Raw genomic sequence first — 15,862 nt, 5'->3', positions numbered from 1 at the left:
CCCCGCCCGCCGTTGCCCGGCGGGAACGACTGCCAGCTCTCGACGCGTACTCAGTGCTGGTGCGGCTGGTGCCGGGCATCGGCCGAGGTGCCGAGGTCGTCGTCGCGCCCGGCCCCGATCCGGGACCACTGCGCGGTCGGTCGGCCGTCCAGCCGGAACTGGCCGCCCCGGGCGTCCCACCGCTGCGGCCAACCCTCCGGCGAGTCCTCCCAGAACTCCTGCCGGCCGTAGACGGTCAGATCCAGCAGCCCGTACGACGGTGCCATCACCTCGTTGCCGCGACCGGTGGTCCAGTAGGTCTCGTAGACCCTGTCGTCGTCCCGGAGATAGCTGACCAGAATGCCGAAGTGCCGGTTCGCGACCAACCGGTCCACCGACTCGGACGGCACCGAGTACCAGGGGATCGTCCAGCCCATGAAGTCGCGATAGCGCGAACTCTCCTCGTACGGCCCCTGGCAGAGGGTGGCATAGCTGACGTCCCGGGAGTGCAGGTAGGACAACTCGTCGATGTGGGTGGTGGAGAAGGTGCAGCCCTCGCACTGCTCGGCCGCAGGTCGACCGGTGTGCCACATCTGGAAGTAGGCAATCAGTTGGGACCGGCCGCCGAAGATGTCGATCAATGGTGTCGGACCGTCGGCTCCGAGCAGCGGAGTCTGCGGATCGACCTCGACCATCGGCAGCCGACGGCGTTCGGCGGCCAGGGCGTCCCCGGCCCTGGTGTGCGCCTTCTCCTTGACCCGGAGTTCGTCGATCCGCGCCTGCCAGGTCTGCCGGTCGACGATCCGTGGCAGTGGGTGCTCAGCTCCGGGTGATTCCGTCATGTGATCTGTCTAGCCGAGTCGGAGAGTCCGGCACAACACCTCCGACCGGTCCCGAGGCGCGAGTCCACTCCCGACCACCCGCGCCCGCCGCCGACGCCACTCGGTGGCCCGACGCGCTCCACCGGCGGAACGCGGAGCAGTCCGCGCTTCGCGGCCGGAACCGCGCGTGATCGAGGTTCGGTCCAGGAACGGTAGAGGAGAGATCGTTACTTTTCTCCTTACCGCTGCCCGGCCCCGGATCCGGACGACCGGCTCGGTGGATGCGGAGGAGCGCCGTGACCAGCACCTATCTGGGCGCCGACGCGGCCGAGGTCCGGCCTTCGCCGCCGCGCCGCCCGGCGTACCCGAGGGTCGGTCTGGTCGTGCTCCCCCTGCTGGTCGCCGCCGCCGCGGTGGCCGTGCAGCAGGCGACCGGGAGCTTCTGGGGGGACCTGGCGACGTACCACTCGGGGGCCTCCGCCGCCGCCTCCGCCGACGGCGCCCTCTACCAGGCAACCCATCGGGGTACGGACGGAATCGCGCTCGGCTTCACCTATCCGCCATTCGCCGCCCTGCTGTTCCAGCCGCTCGTACCGCTCGGCGTGCCCGTCGCCGTCGGGCTCTGGACCCTCGCCTCGGTCCTCGCACTGCTGGCGGCGCTCCGGGTGACACTCCGGGCGGCGGGCGTGCCGGCCGAGCGGCGGGCGCTGGCGACGTTGGCCGGCGCGGCTGTCGCGCTGCCGATGTTCCCGGTCTCCGGGCACCTCCAGGCCGGACAGGTCGGGCTCTTCCTGATGCTGCTCGTACTGCTCGACCTGACCGGCGACCCCCGGCGGCGCTGGTCCGGCCTCGGAGTGGGAATCGCCGCCGGGATCAAGCTCACTCCGCTGGTCTTCGTGGTGTACCTGCTGGTCACCGGCCGGTTCCGGGCCGCCGGTACCGCGCTCGCCGGTTTCGCCGGCACGGTGGCGCTCGGGTTCGCCTGGCGGCCGGAGGACTCGGTACGGTTCTGGACGGGCGCGCTCTTCGACACCGCCCGGGTCACCGCCGATCCCCGGACGATCCTGAACCAGTCGCTGGCCGGTGCGCTGACCCGGCTGACCGACTCCGCCGAGCCGGGGACCGGCTGGCTCGTGCTGGCCGTATCCGTCGCCGCGCTCGGGATGGCGGTCGCGGCGTACTGCGCCCGGGTCGGGGAGCAGTTGCTCGGCGTCCTCGCCTGCGCCACGACCGGTGTGCTGGTCTCCCCCGTCTCGTGGCACCACCACTGGGTCTGGTGCGTACCCGCGCTGGCGCTGCTGGCCGTACGCTCCCGGCGGGCGCGCAGCCGGCTCGGGCTCGCCGCCGCCGGCCTGGCCTGGCTCGTCTTCGTCGGCGGCACCGGCTGGGTGCTCGCCGGCCTGCACGGCTGGGACCTGCACTTCCGGGGCTGGGGCCTGCTCTACAGCAACCTCTACGTGCTGGTCGGCCTCGCCGGGCTCGGTTACCTCCCGGTCCACCTGTGGCGGGCCGGGCGGCGCGGTCCGGTCCACCGCGCCGCCGGGCCACCCGGTGCTCTCCGACGGCCCGGTGCGCCGGACTCGCCCGACGCCGAGCCGCTCCCACCCGAACCGGCACCCGCCGAGGAGGCAGCGCACCGTCCACATCGGAGCGATCGGGCGTCCGGCCGGGTTCGGGTAGCCGGTCGGTGGCCCGCGGGCCGGCGCGGAGTCCGGTAACGTTCGGCGGCGTGACTCTCCCCACCCACCCCGACGGACGTCGTCGCCGGCCGAGGCCGCACCGGACCGTGCGCGCGACGCCGCTCCGCCAGGGAGGTGCCCGGTGACGGAGCCGCACGACCGGCTGGCCGAGCCGCTCCGGGAGGGCGCGCTCGAGGGCCTGCACGCGGCCGTGGCGGTCCGGGGCGGTGAGACCCTGCTGGAGTACTACGGCACGGGCGAGGACTTCGCCTGGGGCACCTCGCTCGGCGTCGTCGAGTTCGGGCCGGAGACGCTGCACGACGTCCGGTCGATCAGCAAGAGCGTCACCGCGCTGCTCTACGGCATCGCCCTCGGTGACGGCCTGGTTCCCGAGGTCACGGCGCCGCTGCTGGGACAGTTCCCGGAATATCCCGACCTGGCGGCCGATCCGGCCCGGGCCCGGCTCACCGTCGAGCACGCGCTGACGATGTCGCTCGGGCTGCAGTGGCGCGAGGATCTGCCGTACGACGATCCGGACAACGCCGAGATCGCCATGGAGCTGGCGCCGGACCGGTACCGGTACGTGTTGGAGCGGCCGGTCGTCGAGCCACCCGGTCTCCGCTGGCACTACTGCGGAGGCGCGGCGGCGCTGCTCGGCCGGCTCATCGCCGACGGGACCGGGCGGTCGCTGACGGAGTATGGCCGGGCGGCCCTGTTCACACCGCTGGAGATCCACGACATCGAGTGGATGAGGGGTCCGGACGGGGTGGCCTCGGCCGCCTCCGGTCTCCGGCTCACGCCGCGCGCGCTGGCCAGGATCGGCGAGCTGGTACTCGGCGGAGGGGCGTGGCAGGGCCGGCAGCTCGTCCCCGCCGGCTGGATCGACGAGATGCTCCGCCCCCGCCTGGAGACCACCTGGGGCGCCGGGTACGGATACCAGTGGTATGTCGAGACCGTCTCGGGCCACCGAATGGTCTCCGGCAGCGGCAACGGTGGCCAACGCCTCTTCGTGCTGCCCGACCTGGACCTCACCGTGGCGGTCACCGCCGGCAACTACAACGCCCCGGACCAGTGGCGCACCCCGGTGACGCTGCTGGAGCGGGTCGTCCTGCCGGCGGTCACCTGACGGTCGCGCGGCCCGAACACCCCGCTCGGTCGGCCTCCGGCGCTGCCTCGCTCCCCCAGGGCACCGCGCCGCCGTGGCGCCACGATCACCGCCACGGCCGAGAAGGGCAAACCCGCGTCGTGACGTCAGCCGGCAAACCCGCGTCGTGACGTCAGCACGGTCGCCGCGCGGTGACGTCGAGGCGGTACGGTCGGATCGTGGACCAGGCCGAGGAGGGCGCCCGGATCGGCGCCGCGCTGACCGGTTGGCTGGGCCGGCTGACGTTCACCGACCAGACGAGTGACGAGGTCACCGTGCTGCTGATCGACTCGGTGGCGGCCTGGGCGATGGCCCAGGGCTGGCGGGTGTACCGGCGGGCCGCCAGCGTGATGCCGCTGCCGCCGCCGTACGAGCACCGGCATTCCATAGTGGACGTCGGGTGCGCGCGGCCGGACGGCGCACCGGTGGTGGTCGAGGTCGACCACTCCGACCGGCAGCGTTCGGTCGAGAAGCTCAGGCTGGAGGCGGAGGCCGGCCGGATCGCCGTCTGGCTGCGCTGGGGCGACCGCAGGTTCGAGCCGCCGCCGGCCCCGATCGCGTTGGTGCCGTTCCGGGTCACCTCCCGACCCGACCGGGAGGGCTCCGGCCGGCGGTACTCGAGGCTGCCGGCCACCGACCGGCCGGCGCCGGCCCACCTGGGCGGGGACGTGCGGCTCGGCGGCCAGGTCGACCTCTTCCCGACCCCGGCGCCGGAGGGCCGGGTCGACCCGGCCCAGGGCTGACCGGATCAGCCGCGCCCCATCAGCCGCGCTTGATCAACCGCGGCTGATCAGCCGCGCTTCATCAGGCGCCCGACGGCGGCCATCATCTCGGTGGCCATCTCGTCGGCCCGCCCCTCGGCGGCGCCCTCGTGCATGCAGTGCCGGGCGTGCCCGTCGAGCAGCCCGAGCGCGACCTTGTCCAGCGCGGCCTGGATGGCGGAGATCTGGGTCAGCACGTCGATGCAGTAGCGGTCGTCCTCGACCATCCGCTCGATCCCGCGCACCTGCCCCTCGACCCGACGCAGCCGGGCGAGCAGCTGATCCTTGCTGGCGGTGTAGCCGCGGGTCGGGGTCTCGGCGGGTGTCGTCATGCCACAAGCATAGCTAACCCCCCAGGGGTATGCTACGGTCCAGGAGTACGGATACCCCTGAGGGGTAAACCGCGCGTCGCATACCCCCCTAGGGTATAGGGTGGGGCAGGAAAGGGAGAACAGCAATGATCACCGAGAGCTACCAGGTCAAGGGCATGACCTGCGGACACTGCGCCAACGCCGTCAGCACCGAGGTCGGCGCGATCCCGGGGGTGACCGAGGTGAGCGTCGACGTGACCTCCGGCGCGGTCACCGTCACCAGCGACGGCCCGGTGGAGACCGAGCGGCTCCGCGCCGCCGTCGACGAGGCCGGCTACGAACTCGTCACCTCCTGACCACGCCGGAAGACTGACCACGCCCGAAGAGCAGAAACCAGGTAGCACGATGAACACCGCGACGAAGTTGAGCGCCTTCGCGCTCGGGCTCGCGACAGTGTTCGGCGCGGCGTACGGGGTCGGTCAGCTCACCGGCCCCGTACGCACCGCCGACTCCACCGACTCGACCGGTTCGGCCCACTCGACCGGGCACGGCACCGACGCCGGGACGACCGGCGCACCACGGCTACCCGGTGGGCTGCTCGTCTCCGACCGGGGCTACACGCTGACCGGCGTACCCGCCCCGGCCGGCGAGTTCGCGTTCCGGATCATCGGGCCGGACGGGCACCCGGTGACCGGCTACGACGTCGAACACGACAAGCGGATGCACCTGATCGTCGCCCGTCGGGACCTCTCCGGCTTCCGGCACGTGCACCCGGAGATGTCGGCCGACGGCACCTGGCGGGTCGCCTCGCCGCTCACCGGTCCCGGCAGCTGGCGCGCGTTCGCCGACTTCAAGCCCAGCGGCGCGGCGGCACTCACCCTCGGGCTCGACGTCGCGGTGGCCGGCGACTTCCGGCCCCGGCCGCTGCCGGCACCGGCACCGACCGCCGAGGTCGACGGATACCGGGTACGCCTCGACGGCGCCCTGACGCCGGGACAGACCAGCGAACTGACCCTGACCGTCAGCCGCGACGGGCGACCCGTCACCGACCTGGAGCCCTACCTCGGCGCGTACGGCCACCTGGTCGCGCTCCGCCAGGGCGACCTGGCCTACCTGCACGTGCACCCGGACGGCGAGCCGGGCGACGGCCGGACAGCGTCCGGTCCCGAGATCACCTTCTACGCCGACGTGCCATCGGCCGGCAGCTACCGGCTCTATCTCGACTTCCAGCACGGCGGCACCGTCCGCACCGCCGAGTTCACCCTCTCCGCCGGAACGCCGGCCGAGCCGTCGCCGACCGGTACCCCGGGCGGCGGCGCCACACCCGGGCAGCCGGCGCCGACGGCCACCCCGGGAGCGGACGAGTCCGGTCACGGCGAGCCCGGACACGGACACAACTAGCCCAGGAGGCAGCAATGGCACCGGCCGCCGGACGACCACCGATGGCACCCAACCGGATCGAACTGAAGATCGGCGGGATGACCTGCGCCTCCTGCGCCAACCGGATCGAGAAGAAACTCAACCGGCTGGACGGGGTGACCGCCACGGTCAACTACGCCACCGAGAAGGCGACGGTCACCTTCGACGACACCCGTACCCCGGACGAACTCATCGCCACGGTGGAGAAGACGGGCTACACCGCCGCGCTGCCACCGCCGCCCCGGCCGGTCGACGAGTCCGGGCCGGAGCGGGAGGCGCCCGTCGACGAGCTGCGGACGCTGCGTACCCGGCTGCTGGTGTCGCTGGTGCTGACCGTACCGGTGATCGTGCTGGCGATGGTGCCGGCCTGGCAGTTCGACTACTGGCAGTGGCTCTCGCTGACCCTCGCCGCCCCGGTCGTCGGGTACGGCGGGCTGCCGTTCCACCGGGCCGCCTGGATCAACCTCCGGCACGGCGCCGCCACCATGGACACCCTGATCTCGCTCGGTACGCTCGCCGCGTTCGGCTGGTCGGTCTGGGCGCTCTTCCTCGGCACCGCCGGTACGCCCGGCATGACGCACCCGTTCAGCCTCGACATCGGACGAAGCGACGGGGCCGGCAACATCTACCTGGAGACGGCGGCCGGGGTCACCCTCTTCATCCTCGCCGGCCGCTACTTCGAGGTCCGGTCGAAGCGCCGGGCCGGTGCCGCGCTGCGGGCGCTGCTCGAACTCGGCGCCAAGGAGGTCACGGTGCGCCGCGACGGCGTCGAGACCCGGATCCCGGTCGACCGGCTCGCCGTCGGTGACCGCTTCGTGGTCCGGCCCGGCGAGAAGATCGCCACCGACGGCGTGGTGGAGGACGGCTCCTCCGCGGTCGACGCCAGCATGCTCACCGGCGAGTCGGTACCGGTGGAGGTCGGTCCGGGCGACCAGGTGGTCGGGGCGACCGTCAACGCCGGTGGCCGGCTCGTCGTCCGGGCCACCCGGGTCGGCTCGGAGACCCAGCTCGCCCAGATGGCGACCCTGGTCGAGCGGGCACAGGCCGGCAAGGCCCAGGTGCAGCGCCTGGCGGACCGGATCTCCGGGGTCTTCGTACCGATCGTGATCGCCCTCGCCGTCGCCACTCTCGGCTTCTGGCTCGGTTCCGAGGACGGCGTCACGGCGGCCTTCACCGCCGCCGTCGCGGTGCTGATCATCGCCTGCCCCTGCGCCCTCGGGCTCGCCACCCCCACGGCGCTGCTGGTCGGCACCGGCCGGGGTGCCCAGCTCGGCATCCTGATCAAGGGTCCCGAGATGCTGGAGTCGACCCGTCGGGTGCAGACCGTGGTGCTGGACAAGACCGGCACGGTCACCACCGGCCGGATGACGCTGGCCGAGATTCTCCCCGCCGACGGCCAGGACCCGGACGAACTGCTCCGGCTGGCCGGCGCGCTGGAGAACGCCTCCGAGCACCCGATCGCCCGCGCGGTCGCCGGTGCCGCCGCCGACCGGACCGGGCCGCATCCGGAGGTCGACGGGTTCGCCAACGTCGAGGGGCTGGGCGTGACCGGTACCGTCGACGGCCGTGCGGTCACGGTGGGCCGGGCCCGCCTGCTGGCCGACCGCGACCTGGAGTTGCCCGCCGCGCTCGGCGCGGCGGTCGCGGACGCCGAGGCCGCCGGCCGGACCGTGGTGCTGGCCGGTTGGGACGGCCGGGTCCGGGGGGCGCTGGTGGTGGCCGACGCGATCAAGCCGACCAGCCGCGAGGCGGTCGCCGGACTGCGCCGGCTCGGCCTCACCCCGATCCTGCTCACCGGCGACAACACCGCGGTCGCCCGGTCGGTCGCCGCCGAGGTCGGCATCGACGAGGTGATCGCCGAGGTGCTGCCGGCCGAGAAGCTCGACGTGGTCAGGCGACTCCAGGCCGAGGGCCGGGTGGTGGCGATGGTCGGCGACGGCGTCAACGACGCCGCCGCGCTCGCCCAGGCGGACCTGGGGCTGGCCATGGGCACGGGTACGGACGTCGCGATCGAGGCCGCCGACCTGACCCTGGTACGCGGTGACCTGACCGCCGCCGTCGACGCGATCCGGCTGTCCCGGGCCACGCTACGGGTGATCCGGGGCAACCTGTTCTGGGCGTTCGCCTACAACGTCGCCGCGCTGCCGCTGGCCGCGATCGGGATGCTCAACCCGATGATCGCGGGTGCGGCGATGGCCTTCTCCTCGGTCTTCGTCGTCGGCAACTCGCTGCGGCTGCGCCGCTTCACGCCGTACCGGCCCGACCGGGCGGGCACCGTCGGCGGGTGACCGGCACACCAGGGGGCGTCGGGTTCAGGCCTGGTGGGCCGTGAGTTCGAGTAGGAGTTCGACTGCACGACGTGTACCGCCTTCGGAGCGCACCAGCTCGCCCATTTCGGCGGCCCTCCGGGGCATCGCCGTGTCGGATCTGGTCGCCTCGACCGCCCTGATGAGGCGTTCGGCGGTGATCTGCCGCTGTGGGATCGGGTCCGGGGCAACGCCGATGGATCGCATCCGCTCGGACCAGAACGGCTGGTCACCGGTGAAGGGGCAGATCACCTGTGGGCGTCCGGCGAGCAGCGCGGCGGCCGTCGTTCCCGCTCCGCCGTGGTGGATGATCGCCGCGGTGCGGGGGAAGAGCCAGTCGTGCGGAGCGTCGTCGACGACGTGGACGAGGTCGCTGTCCGAGGCGGCCATCGCGATCCCGCCGCCGCCGGTGGCGACAACGGCTCGCTCTCCGGTCGCCTGGACCATCCGTTGGACCATCTCGCCGATCGCCTCGGGGTTCTGGCCTCGCATGCTGCCGAAGCCGACGTAGATCGGCGGTGCTCCGCCGTCGAGGAACCTGGCCAGGGCGGGCGACGGGCCCCGGTCCTCGCTGGCGAGGGTCCAGTATCCCGTGACGGGCGCGTACCCGGGCCAGTCCGCCGGCTGCGGCAGGACGTGCCGACTGAACGCCTGCAGTACGAAGGCGGGGCCTCCGTCGGGGCGGCGGAACGGATCGCCGGACCCACGCCGAGACCTCAGCCCGAGTCGTGCCCGCCAGTGCTTCCCCACCGCTCCGAGGAGCAACTGAGGAGCGAGCGCGGCCGGTCGGTAGCTCAGCCGGTTGAAGGATCGGGGCAGCCACGGCGGGGCCCACATCGGGCACGGAAAGGCGCCGGTCGGCACCCAGTTCGGCTGTAGTGCCACCGGGACCGAGGGGACGCCGAGGGCCTCGGCGAGGTGCTGGCCGGGGAGCATGGTGTGGTGCACGACGACGTCGGTTCCGGCGGGAACGGCTGCGGCGATGTCGTCGAGCGCGGCGGCGATGTACTGCCGGGTCCGGCGTACCACCTCGAGGGCTGTCCGTTTCGCCTTCGGCCCTCGGTAGTTCGTCGCGAGCGCCTCCTGGATGTGGGGCTCGTCGGTGAGCCGGTTCCACCGGTCGTCGACGGGCGCGAACGGAACGCCGCCGGCAGCGGCGAGCGACTGGTAACACGCCGGCCCGGCCACCAGTACCTCGTGGCCGGCGTCGGAGAGCGCGCGTCCCAGGGCGACGAACGGCTGTACGTCGCCACGCGTCCCGAACGCGAGCACGAATGCCTTCATCCTGCTGAGATCCCCTCTGTTCCACCGGGCCCCGAGGAGCTCCGAGACCGGCAGTCCCCTTCTGAGCTGCCTGAAATTTCAGCCCAGCATGTCTCTCGGTGGCCCGGGTGGTCAAGTCCGGTTCGCGGAGAGTGTGCGATGTCTCCTGGGATTCGCAGTGGCGGGCGGAGCTAGGGTTTCCTCTTGTGACCGACCAGGGTGCGACGGGAGAGGCATCGCTCACGCAGCAGGCCTACGCGGCGCTGCGTACCCGCATCGTGGCCTGTGAGCTTCCGCCGGGGTCGTCGCTCACCGAGCGGGGACTGGCCAGCTCGACCCCGTACGGCCTGACGCCGATTCGTCGGGCGCTCGCCCGGCTGGACCGCGAGGGGCTGATCATCACGCTGCCCCGGGCCGGGTACGTCGTGAGCCCCCTCGACGCCCAGCGAGTGTCGGAGCTGGTCGAGGCGTGGGATCTCATCGGCCCCGAGCTTGTCCGACTGGGCCTGGAGCGCCTGTCCGACGCCGAGGCCCGAGAGCTTGCCCGGCTGCTGGCCGAGTGGTCCCCGCCCGACACCGACGGTGAGTACCGGTTGGAAGCGGTCCTGCGCTTCTCCGAGCTGTCGATGCGCGTCTTCCAGCTCCTGGCCGTCGCGAGCGCGAACCGCTGGTTGCGGTCGACCTTCGACCAGCTCTCGGCCCAGATGTCGCGCCTGTGGGTCACCCTGCTCAAGGGCCGCGACGTCCCGGAACAGCTACAGCAGCTGATAAACCGCTGGAACCGACACATCGCGGGCCGGCAGCCCGAGGAGATCGCCGAGCACCTACCGCAGTTGATCAAAGACAGTGGCCGAGCGGCACGTGACCTGTTCCACCACCTCGCCACGCCCGGTGGGCCGTAGCGGCCTCCGGTAGGTACGGGCGTCAGCACCCTCTGCCTGGATCAGGCCGACACGCCGTCGACAACGCGCGTGAGCACTGCAACTAGCCGAGCAGGGCCAGTGCGGCGCGTACCCGGCGACGCTCCAGGGTGCGGTCGAAGCTGGTCTCGCCCCGGCAGAAGGCGGTGAACATCCGCCAGCCGGGCGGGGTGGCCAGGGCGGTGTGGAAGATGCCGGGATGCCGGGAGAAGGCGTCGAGGATCCGGTGCCCGGCCCGCATCGGCGGGACGAGCTGGTCGTGCACCGCCCGGACGTACCCGTCGAGGTCACCACCGGCCGCGGCGGTGCCGGCGAGCGTCCCGGAGCGCAGCGCGAAGCTGATCCCCTCCCGGGTCCACGGCTCCAGCAGGCCGGCCGCGTCCCCGGCGACCAGCACCCGGCCGTGCCGCAGCGGGGAGTCGTCGGCGCGACACCGGGTCAGGTGCCCGGAGTCGTGCGCCGGCTCCAGGCCGGCCAGGCCCAGCCGCTCGACGAACCCCCGCAGGTAACGCCGGGTCCGCTCCCCCTCGCCCCGGGCCGCGATCACCCCGACCGTCAACCGGTCGCCCTTGGGGAAGACCCAGGCGTACGACCCGGGCAGCGGTCCCCAGTCGAGCAGCAGCCGGCCCCGCCAACGCTGCTGGAGCGGGGCGGGGACGGGGATCTCCAGCTCCAGCCCGAGGTCGACCTGCGAGTACCGCACCCCGACCTGGCGGGCGGTCACCCCGGCAGAGCCGTCGGCGCCGACCGCCGTACGGGCGCGCAGTTCGGTGCCGTCGGCGAGCCGGACGCGTACGCCCTCCGGGTCCTGCTCGACCCCGCGCACCGCGACCCGTTGCCGGATCTCGGCGCCCGCGCCGACGGCGGCGCCCCGCAGCCGGTCGTCGAACTCCTCCCGCCGCACCATCGTGAGCAGTTGCCCCGGCCGGTGCCGGCGGGTGAACTCCCGCCGCCCGTCGGCGGTGAAGGTCACCCGGTCCACCCGGTCGTCGGCGGGTACCTCGATCCGCGCCTCGGCGGCCGCCAACGAGGTGCCGATCAGCCCGCCGCCGCAGGTCTTGTAGCGCGGATGCTCGGACTTCTCCAGCACCACCGTCCGGGCTCCGGCCCGCGCGGCGGCGAACGCGGCGGAGAGCCCGGCCGGTCCGGCCCCGATCACGGCGACGTCCCAGGTCACGGGTAGCAGCCTAGGTGACCGGCCGGGCGGCGCCGGGAACGGGACGCCGGTCGACGATCGGTGGCGGATCCACTACCCGGTGCATCAACGCCGTCTCGGTGGGTAATCGCCGCCTCGCGAACTGCCCGCGCGCTGTGCGCGGGCGAGGAGGTCACCATGCAACAGCTGCATCTCACCGACATCGAACAGCGGGTGTACCAGGCGGTCACCACCCTGGAGGCCCGGGGACAGGTACCGTTCCCGGAGGCCATCGCGGAAGAGGTCGGCCTGCCGCCGGACCAGTTGACGACGCCGCTGCACGTGCTCGGCGAGAAGAACCTGCTGCACCGCGAGGACTCCCCGTTGGAGGGTCTGGACTTCGGCCCGCGTTGGTGCTCCCAGCAGCTCGCCTGAGCGGCGGGGCGACGACCCGGCCGGCACGTCGCTGACCAGGCGTTCGGAGTGATTTGCGATAGTCTGTCCCCGGCGGTCACCGTTCGGGGCCCGCACCCGGACGCGGCACAGTCAGCGAGGCCCGATTGAGCGCGGCAGAAGGCAATCCACCGGGTCGTGCCGGTCGATCCGGGCCGGGCGGCCCGGACGAACCGGAACCGGATCCACTGGCCGGGCTCGACGAGCGGACCGCCGCCCGGCGGCGCAGGCAGATCCTGACCATCGGACTGGTCGCCGCGTTCATGACGCTGCTCGACGTCAGCATCGTGAACGTCGCGATCCCCTCGATCGACCAGGCCATCCACGCCGACCCGAGCGATCTCCAATGGATCCTCTCCGGGTATGCGCTGACCTTCGGGCTGATGCTGGTACCCGCCGGCCGGTTCGGCGACATCCGGGGCCGACGCAACGTCTTCATGCTCGGCCTCGCGCTGTTCACCCTGACCAGTGCGGCGGCCGGGCTGGCCGAGTCGCCGGCCTGGCTGATCGGTGCCCGGCTGCTCCAGGGCGCGGCGGCCGGACTGGTGAACCCGCAGGTGATCGGGCTGATCCAGCAGCTCTACCGGGGTGCGGACCGGGGTCGCCCGTTCGGGATGCTCGGCGCCACCATCGGCATCTCCACCGCCGTCGGCCCGCTGCTCGGCGGCGCCCTGATCGAACTCGGCGGCCAGCACCTCGGCTGGCGACTGGTCTTCTTCGTCAACGTGCCGGTCGGCATCGCCACGATCCTCTTCGCCTGGCGGCTGCTGCCGACCGGTCCCGGGCGCCGGGCCAGCCGCAAGGGCCTCGACCCGGTCGGCGTACTGCTGCTCGGCGCCGGTGTCGTCCTGTTGCTGCTGCCGCTGGTGCAACGGCAGCAGTGGCACGGGCCGCTCAAGTGGCTGCTGATCCCCGGTGGTCTGCTGGTGCTGCTCGGCTTCGTCGGCTGGGAACTGCGGTACCGGCGCCACCGCGAACCCCTCTTCGACCTGGCGCTGTTCCGGCTCCGGTCGTACTCGCTCGGCACCCTGATCGGGCTGCTCTACTTCGGCGGCTTCGTCGCGGTCTTCTTCCTCTTCACCCTCTATCTCCAGAGCGGCCTGCGGTACAGCGCGCTGGAGGCCGGCCTGGCGATCACGCCGTTCGCGCTCGGCTCGGCGCTCACGGCGGGAGTCGGCGGCCGGATCGTCAACCGGTTCGGCCGGCCGCTGGTCGCGATCGGCCTGGCCACCGTCGCGGTCGGGCTCGGCGGGGTGATCCTGGCCCTGCACTTCGTGCCGGGGCACGGCGCGCCGCTGGCGACCGCCCTGCCGCTGCTCGTCGCCGGGCTCGGCAGCGGCCTGGTGATCACCCCCAACCAGAACCTGACGCTCTCCGAGGTGCCGGTCGGCCAGGCCGGCAGCGCGGCCGGGATGTTGCAGACCGGCCAGCGGATCGGCGCCGCCGCCGGCATCGCCGGAGTCGGCGCGATCTTCTTCAGCACCCTGGCCGCCACCCACGGCGGCTGGTCGCGGGCCTTCCGGGACGCCCTGCTGGCCACCATCGCATTCGTACTCGTCGCGCTGGTCGCGGCGATCGTGGACAGTTGGACCGAACGGCCCGGCAGCCCGGCCGGCCCCGGCCGCAGCGGTTGACGGCTACGGAGTGCGGAATCACCGACGCGCGGTCGTCGACCGGCCGTCGGTTGGCCGTCATCGAGGGAGTGGCGGGGGATGCGTCAGGCCGTCTGGCCCGGGGTGAGCCAGCGGTAGCAGTCGCCGGCCTCCTCGGCTAGCCACCCGTGCACGCTCTGCAATCCCCGCTCGTTGACCTGCGCGTCGTGGATGCCGTACGCCCGCTCGGGTGCGACGTCCCGGACGAAGTCGATCGCCTCGGCGGTCTTCAGCCACGATCCCTGCACCGGCACGAGCAGCGTCTCCACCGGCACCTCCGGCCGGTGCACCGAGTCGCCGGGGTGGTAGACCCGCCCCTCGACGAGGTACCCGAGGTTCGGGCAGTCCGGCTTCCCGCCGTAGATGGTGGCGTGCCGGCCGCCGAAGGCGCGTACCCGGAGGCCGGCGGCGGTGAACTCCTGCCCGGGCGCGACGGGGTGCACGTCGAGGTCGGGGATGTTCGCCCCGGCCGGCGCGTAGACGGGGACACCGAGGCCGGCCAGCCGCAGTACGTCGATGTGGTCGGTGTGCTCGTGCGTGACGAGTACCGCGTCGGCACCGCGCAGCGCCGCCGGTTCGCTCCAGGAGCCGGGGTCGATGACGAGGACGGCGCCGTCGTGTTCGAGCCGTACGCAGGCATGGGTGTACTTGGTGAGCCGCACCCCGGCCACGGTACCGGCGACACGGGCAAGCATGATCGCAAGAGCCGGAGTGACGCAGATCACACATCTCCTCCGCCCGGCCGGGTTCGACTTCTCCGCCAAATGTGTAAGCCACTGCGACCTGCCGCACGCCGCACCAGCCGGGGAGGAACCCCATGTCACGCCAACAGTTCGGTTTCGTCGCCGGTTTCCTCATCGCGGCGGTGTGGGCCGTCGCCGGCTTCGGAGCGGCGGCCGGGGCCGTGCTCGCCGGCCTGGTCGGGTGGCTCGCCGTACGGGTGATCGACGGTGACCTCAACGTCGCCGGACTCGCCGACCGGGCAACCGCCTCCCGCAGGCGCTGAGCGGGTGCCGGGCACCCGGATATCCACCGAGCAGCGGCAGGAGATGAGGAGAGGCGATGGCTGACAGCAAGACCGCCACCAGGAACGACAACCGGAAGCAGGCCGCCGCGCCGGGACCGGTGGCCAGCCCGGACGGCGGCGGACCGCCCCGGGCCGAGTTGAGCACCGAGGCCGGCAAGACCCGCATCGCGGAGGGCGTGGTCGCCAAGATCGCCGGATTCGCGGCCCGGGAGATTCCGGGCGTGCATTCGATGGGTGCCGGGCTGGCCCGGCGGGTCGGGCAGCTCCGCGGCCTCGTCCCGGGCGGCAGCGAGACCATCCGGCAGGGCGTCTCGGTCGAGGTCGGCGAGCGCGAGGCAGCGGTCGACCTGGACATCGTCACCTTCTACGGCCAGAGCATCGTCGACGTCTCCGAGGCGGTACGCCGCAACGTCGTCGAGCGGGTGCAGGCGATGACCGGCCTCCGGGTCGTCGAGGTGAACATCAACGTCGACGACGTCTTCGTCGAGGGTGACCAGGACGGCGACGGCGACGACCCCCAGCAGCGGGCCCGATGACCAGCCGGGCGGCCACCGACGCGGCTTCCGACGCGAACGCTTCCGACGCCGCTGCTTCCGACGCCACCCGGGTCACGACCGCCGACCGGGGCACGCCGACCCGCCCGACCACTGTCAGCGGCCCGGCCGCCGTCGCGGAACTGGCCACGGTCGCCGATCTGGCCACGGTCGCCGGGAGAGTCCGGGACGCCGTACTCGCCGTCCCCGGAGTGTCCGGACTGACCGCCGGCACCGGCGTGGAGGTGGCCACCCTCTTCCCCGGCGGCAAGATCGTCGGTATCCGGCTCGGGAACCCGGTCGAGGTGCACGTCGAGGTCGCTCCGGTCCCGATCGCCCCGGTGGCCGAACAGATCCAGCGGGCGGTCCGCGCCGTACTGGCCGACTTCGGGCAGCGCCCCTCGGTGGAGGTGGTGGTCGACGACATCGACCTGCCGGTACCGGTGGACGGGAGCTGAC

At 72.8% G+C, this 15,862-nt stretch carries 17 protein-coding genes; 12 read left to right on the top strand and 5 right to left on the bottom strand.

Annotated elements, in window-relative coordinates; genetic code table 11:
- Positions 1-50 precede the first annotated feature (50 nt).
- A complete protein-coding gene (locus tag C6361_RS02270) occupies positions 51-821 on the bottom strand; it encodes a DUF899 family protein (RefSeq protein WP_107266597.1) in 771 nt (256 codons plus the stop codon).
- A 275-nt stretch (positions 822-1,096) separates the two neighbouring features.
- Here C6361_RS02270 and C6361_RS02265 point away from each other — a divergent pair, with 275 nt between their 5' ends.
- From C6361_RS02265 to C6361_RS02255, 3 genes are all read left to right on the top strand, one after another.
- Positions 1,097-2,518 (top strand): glycosyltransferase 87 family protein, encoded by a 1,422-nt coding sequence (locus C6361_RS02265; RefSeq protein ID WP_234359278.1) that lies wholly within the window; start codon positions 1,097-1,099, stop codon positions 2,516-2,518.
- A 103-nt stretch (positions 2,519-2,621) separates the two neighbouring features.
- A complete protein-coding gene (locus C6361_RS02260; RefSeq protein ID WP_107266595.1) occupies positions 2,622-3,605 on the top strand; it encodes a serine hydrolase in 984 nt (327 codons plus the stop codon).
- A 197-nt stretch (positions 3,606-3,802) separates the two neighbouring features.
- Entirely contained in the window at positions 3,803-4,366 is a 564-nt protein-coding gene (locus C6361_RS02255) for a hypothetical protein (protein WP_107266594.1), read from the top strand.
- Positions 4,367-4,413: 47 nt separating this feature from the next.
- Here the strand turns inward: C6361_RS02255 and C6361_RS02250 are convergent, their stop codons facing one another.
- Complete coding sequence (locus C6361_RS02250) at positions 4,414-4,716, bottom strand: metal-sensitive transcriptional regulator (RefSeq protein ID WP_101365859.1); 303 nt, start codon at positions 4,714-4,716, stop codon at positions 4,414-4,416.
- A 125-nt stretch (positions 4,717-4,841) separates the two neighbouring features.
- On the opposite strand from C6361_RS02250, the gene C6361_RS02245 reads away from it, so the two are divergent.
- Genes C6361_RS02245 through C6361_RS02235 form a run of 3 tightly spaced genes read left to right on the top strand, consistent with a single transcriptional unit; the run spans position 4,842 to position 8,402 of the window.
- Entirely contained in the window at positions 4,842-5,051 is a 210-nt protein-coding gene (locus tag C6361_RS02245) for a heavy-metal-associated domain-containing protein (protein WP_107259317.1), read from the top strand.
- A gap of 49 nt (positions 5,052-5,100) precedes the next feature.
- Complete coding sequence (locus tag C6361_RS02240) at positions 5,101-6,096, top strand: hypothetical protein (RefSeq protein ID WP_107266593.1); 996 nt, start codon at positions 5,101-5,103, stop codon at positions 6,094-6,096.
- A gap of 14 nt (positions 6,097-6,110) precedes the next feature.
- The gene (locus C6361_RS02235; protein ID WP_107266592.1) at positions 6,111-8,402 is read left to right on the top strand and encodes a cation-translocating P-type ATPase; all 2,292 of its coding nucleotides are present in this window, start codon (positions 6,111-6,113) and stop codon (positions 8,400-8,402) included.
- A gap of 24 nt (positions 8,403-8,426) precedes the next feature.
- Here the strand turns inward: C6361_RS02235 and C6361_RS02230 are convergent, their stop codons facing one another.
- The gene (locus tag C6361_RS02230) at positions 8,427-9,704 is read right to left on the bottom strand and encodes a glycosyltransferase (RefSeq protein WP_107266591.1); all 1,278 of its coding nucleotides are present in this window, start codon (positions 9,702-9,704) and stop codon (positions 8,427-8,429) included.
- Positions 9,705-9,889: 185 nt separating this feature from the next.
- On the opposite strand from C6361_RS02230, the gene C6361_RS02225 reads away from it, so the two are divergent.
- The gene (locus C6361_RS02225; RefSeq protein WP_159079144.1) at positions 9,890-10,585 is read left to right on the top strand and encodes a GntR family transcriptional regulator; all 696 of its coding nucleotides are present in this window, start codon (positions 9,890-9,892) and stop codon (positions 10,583-10,585) included.
- Between the two features lie 82 nt (positions 10,586-10,667).
- Here the strand turns inward: C6361_RS02225 and C6361_RS02220 are convergent, their stop codons facing one another.
- Positions 10,668-11,780: a geranylgeranyl reductase family protein gene (locus tag C6361_RS02220; protein WP_107259327.1), complete on the bottom strand. Its 1,113-nt coding sequence runs from the start codon at positions 11,778-11,780 to the stop codon at positions 10,668-10,670.
- Positions 11,781-11,936: 156 nt separating this feature from the next.
- Between C6361_RS02220 and C6361_RS02215 the strand changes: the two genes are divergently transcribed.
- A complete protein-coding gene (locus C6361_RS02215) occupies positions 11,937-12,173 on the top strand; it encodes a hypothetical protein (protein WP_107259329.1) in 237 nt (78 codons plus the stop codon).
- A gap of 281 nt (positions 12,174-12,454) precedes the next feature.
- Positions 12,455-13,825 (top strand): MFS transporter, encoded by a 1,371-nt coding sequence (locus C6361_RS02210; protein WP_107270680.1) that lies wholly within the window; start codon positions 12,455-12,457, stop codon positions 13,823-13,825.
- 83 nt (positions 13,826-13,908) lie between these two features.
- Here C6361_RS02210 and C6361_RS02205 read toward each other — a convergent pair whose 3' ends face one another.
- Entirely contained in the window at positions 13,909-14,505 is a 597-nt protein-coding gene (locus tag C6361_RS02205) for an MBL fold metallo-hydrolase (protein ID WP_107264101.1), read from the bottom strand.
- Between the two features lie 155 nt (positions 14,506-14,660).
- On the opposite strand from C6361_RS02205, the gene C6361_RS02200 reads away from it, so the two are divergent.
- From C6361_RS02200 to C6361_RS02190, 3 genes are read left to right on the top strand one after another with little or no spacing between them, the layout of a single operon-like run.
- A complete protein-coding gene (locus tag C6361_RS02200; protein ID WP_107259333.1) occupies positions 14,661-14,849 on the top strand; it encodes a hypothetical protein in 189 nt (62 codons plus the stop codon).
- A gap of 56 nt (positions 14,850-14,905) precedes the next feature.
- A complete protein-coding gene (locus C6361_RS02195) occupies positions 14,906-15,406 on the top strand; it encodes an Asp23/Gls24 family envelope stress response protein (protein ID WP_107266589.1) in 501 nt (166 codons plus the stop codon).
- Entirely contained in the window at positions 15,403-15,861 is a 459-nt protein-coding gene (locus C6361_RS02190; protein WP_107266588.1) for a hypothetical protein, read from the top strand. Before C6361_RS02195 ends, C6361_RS02190 begins: the two co-directional genes overlap by 4 nt.
- The last annotated feature ends 1 nt before the right edge of the window (position 15,862 follow it).

The organism is Plantactinospora sp. BC1 (assembly GCF_003030345.1).
GTDB lineage: Bacteria > Actinomycetota > Actinomycetes > Mycobacteriales > Micromonosporaceae > Plantactinospora.
The sequence above is the reverse complement of the archived record's forward strand: the minus strand, read 5'-3'. Positions and strand labels throughout refer to the sequence as shown.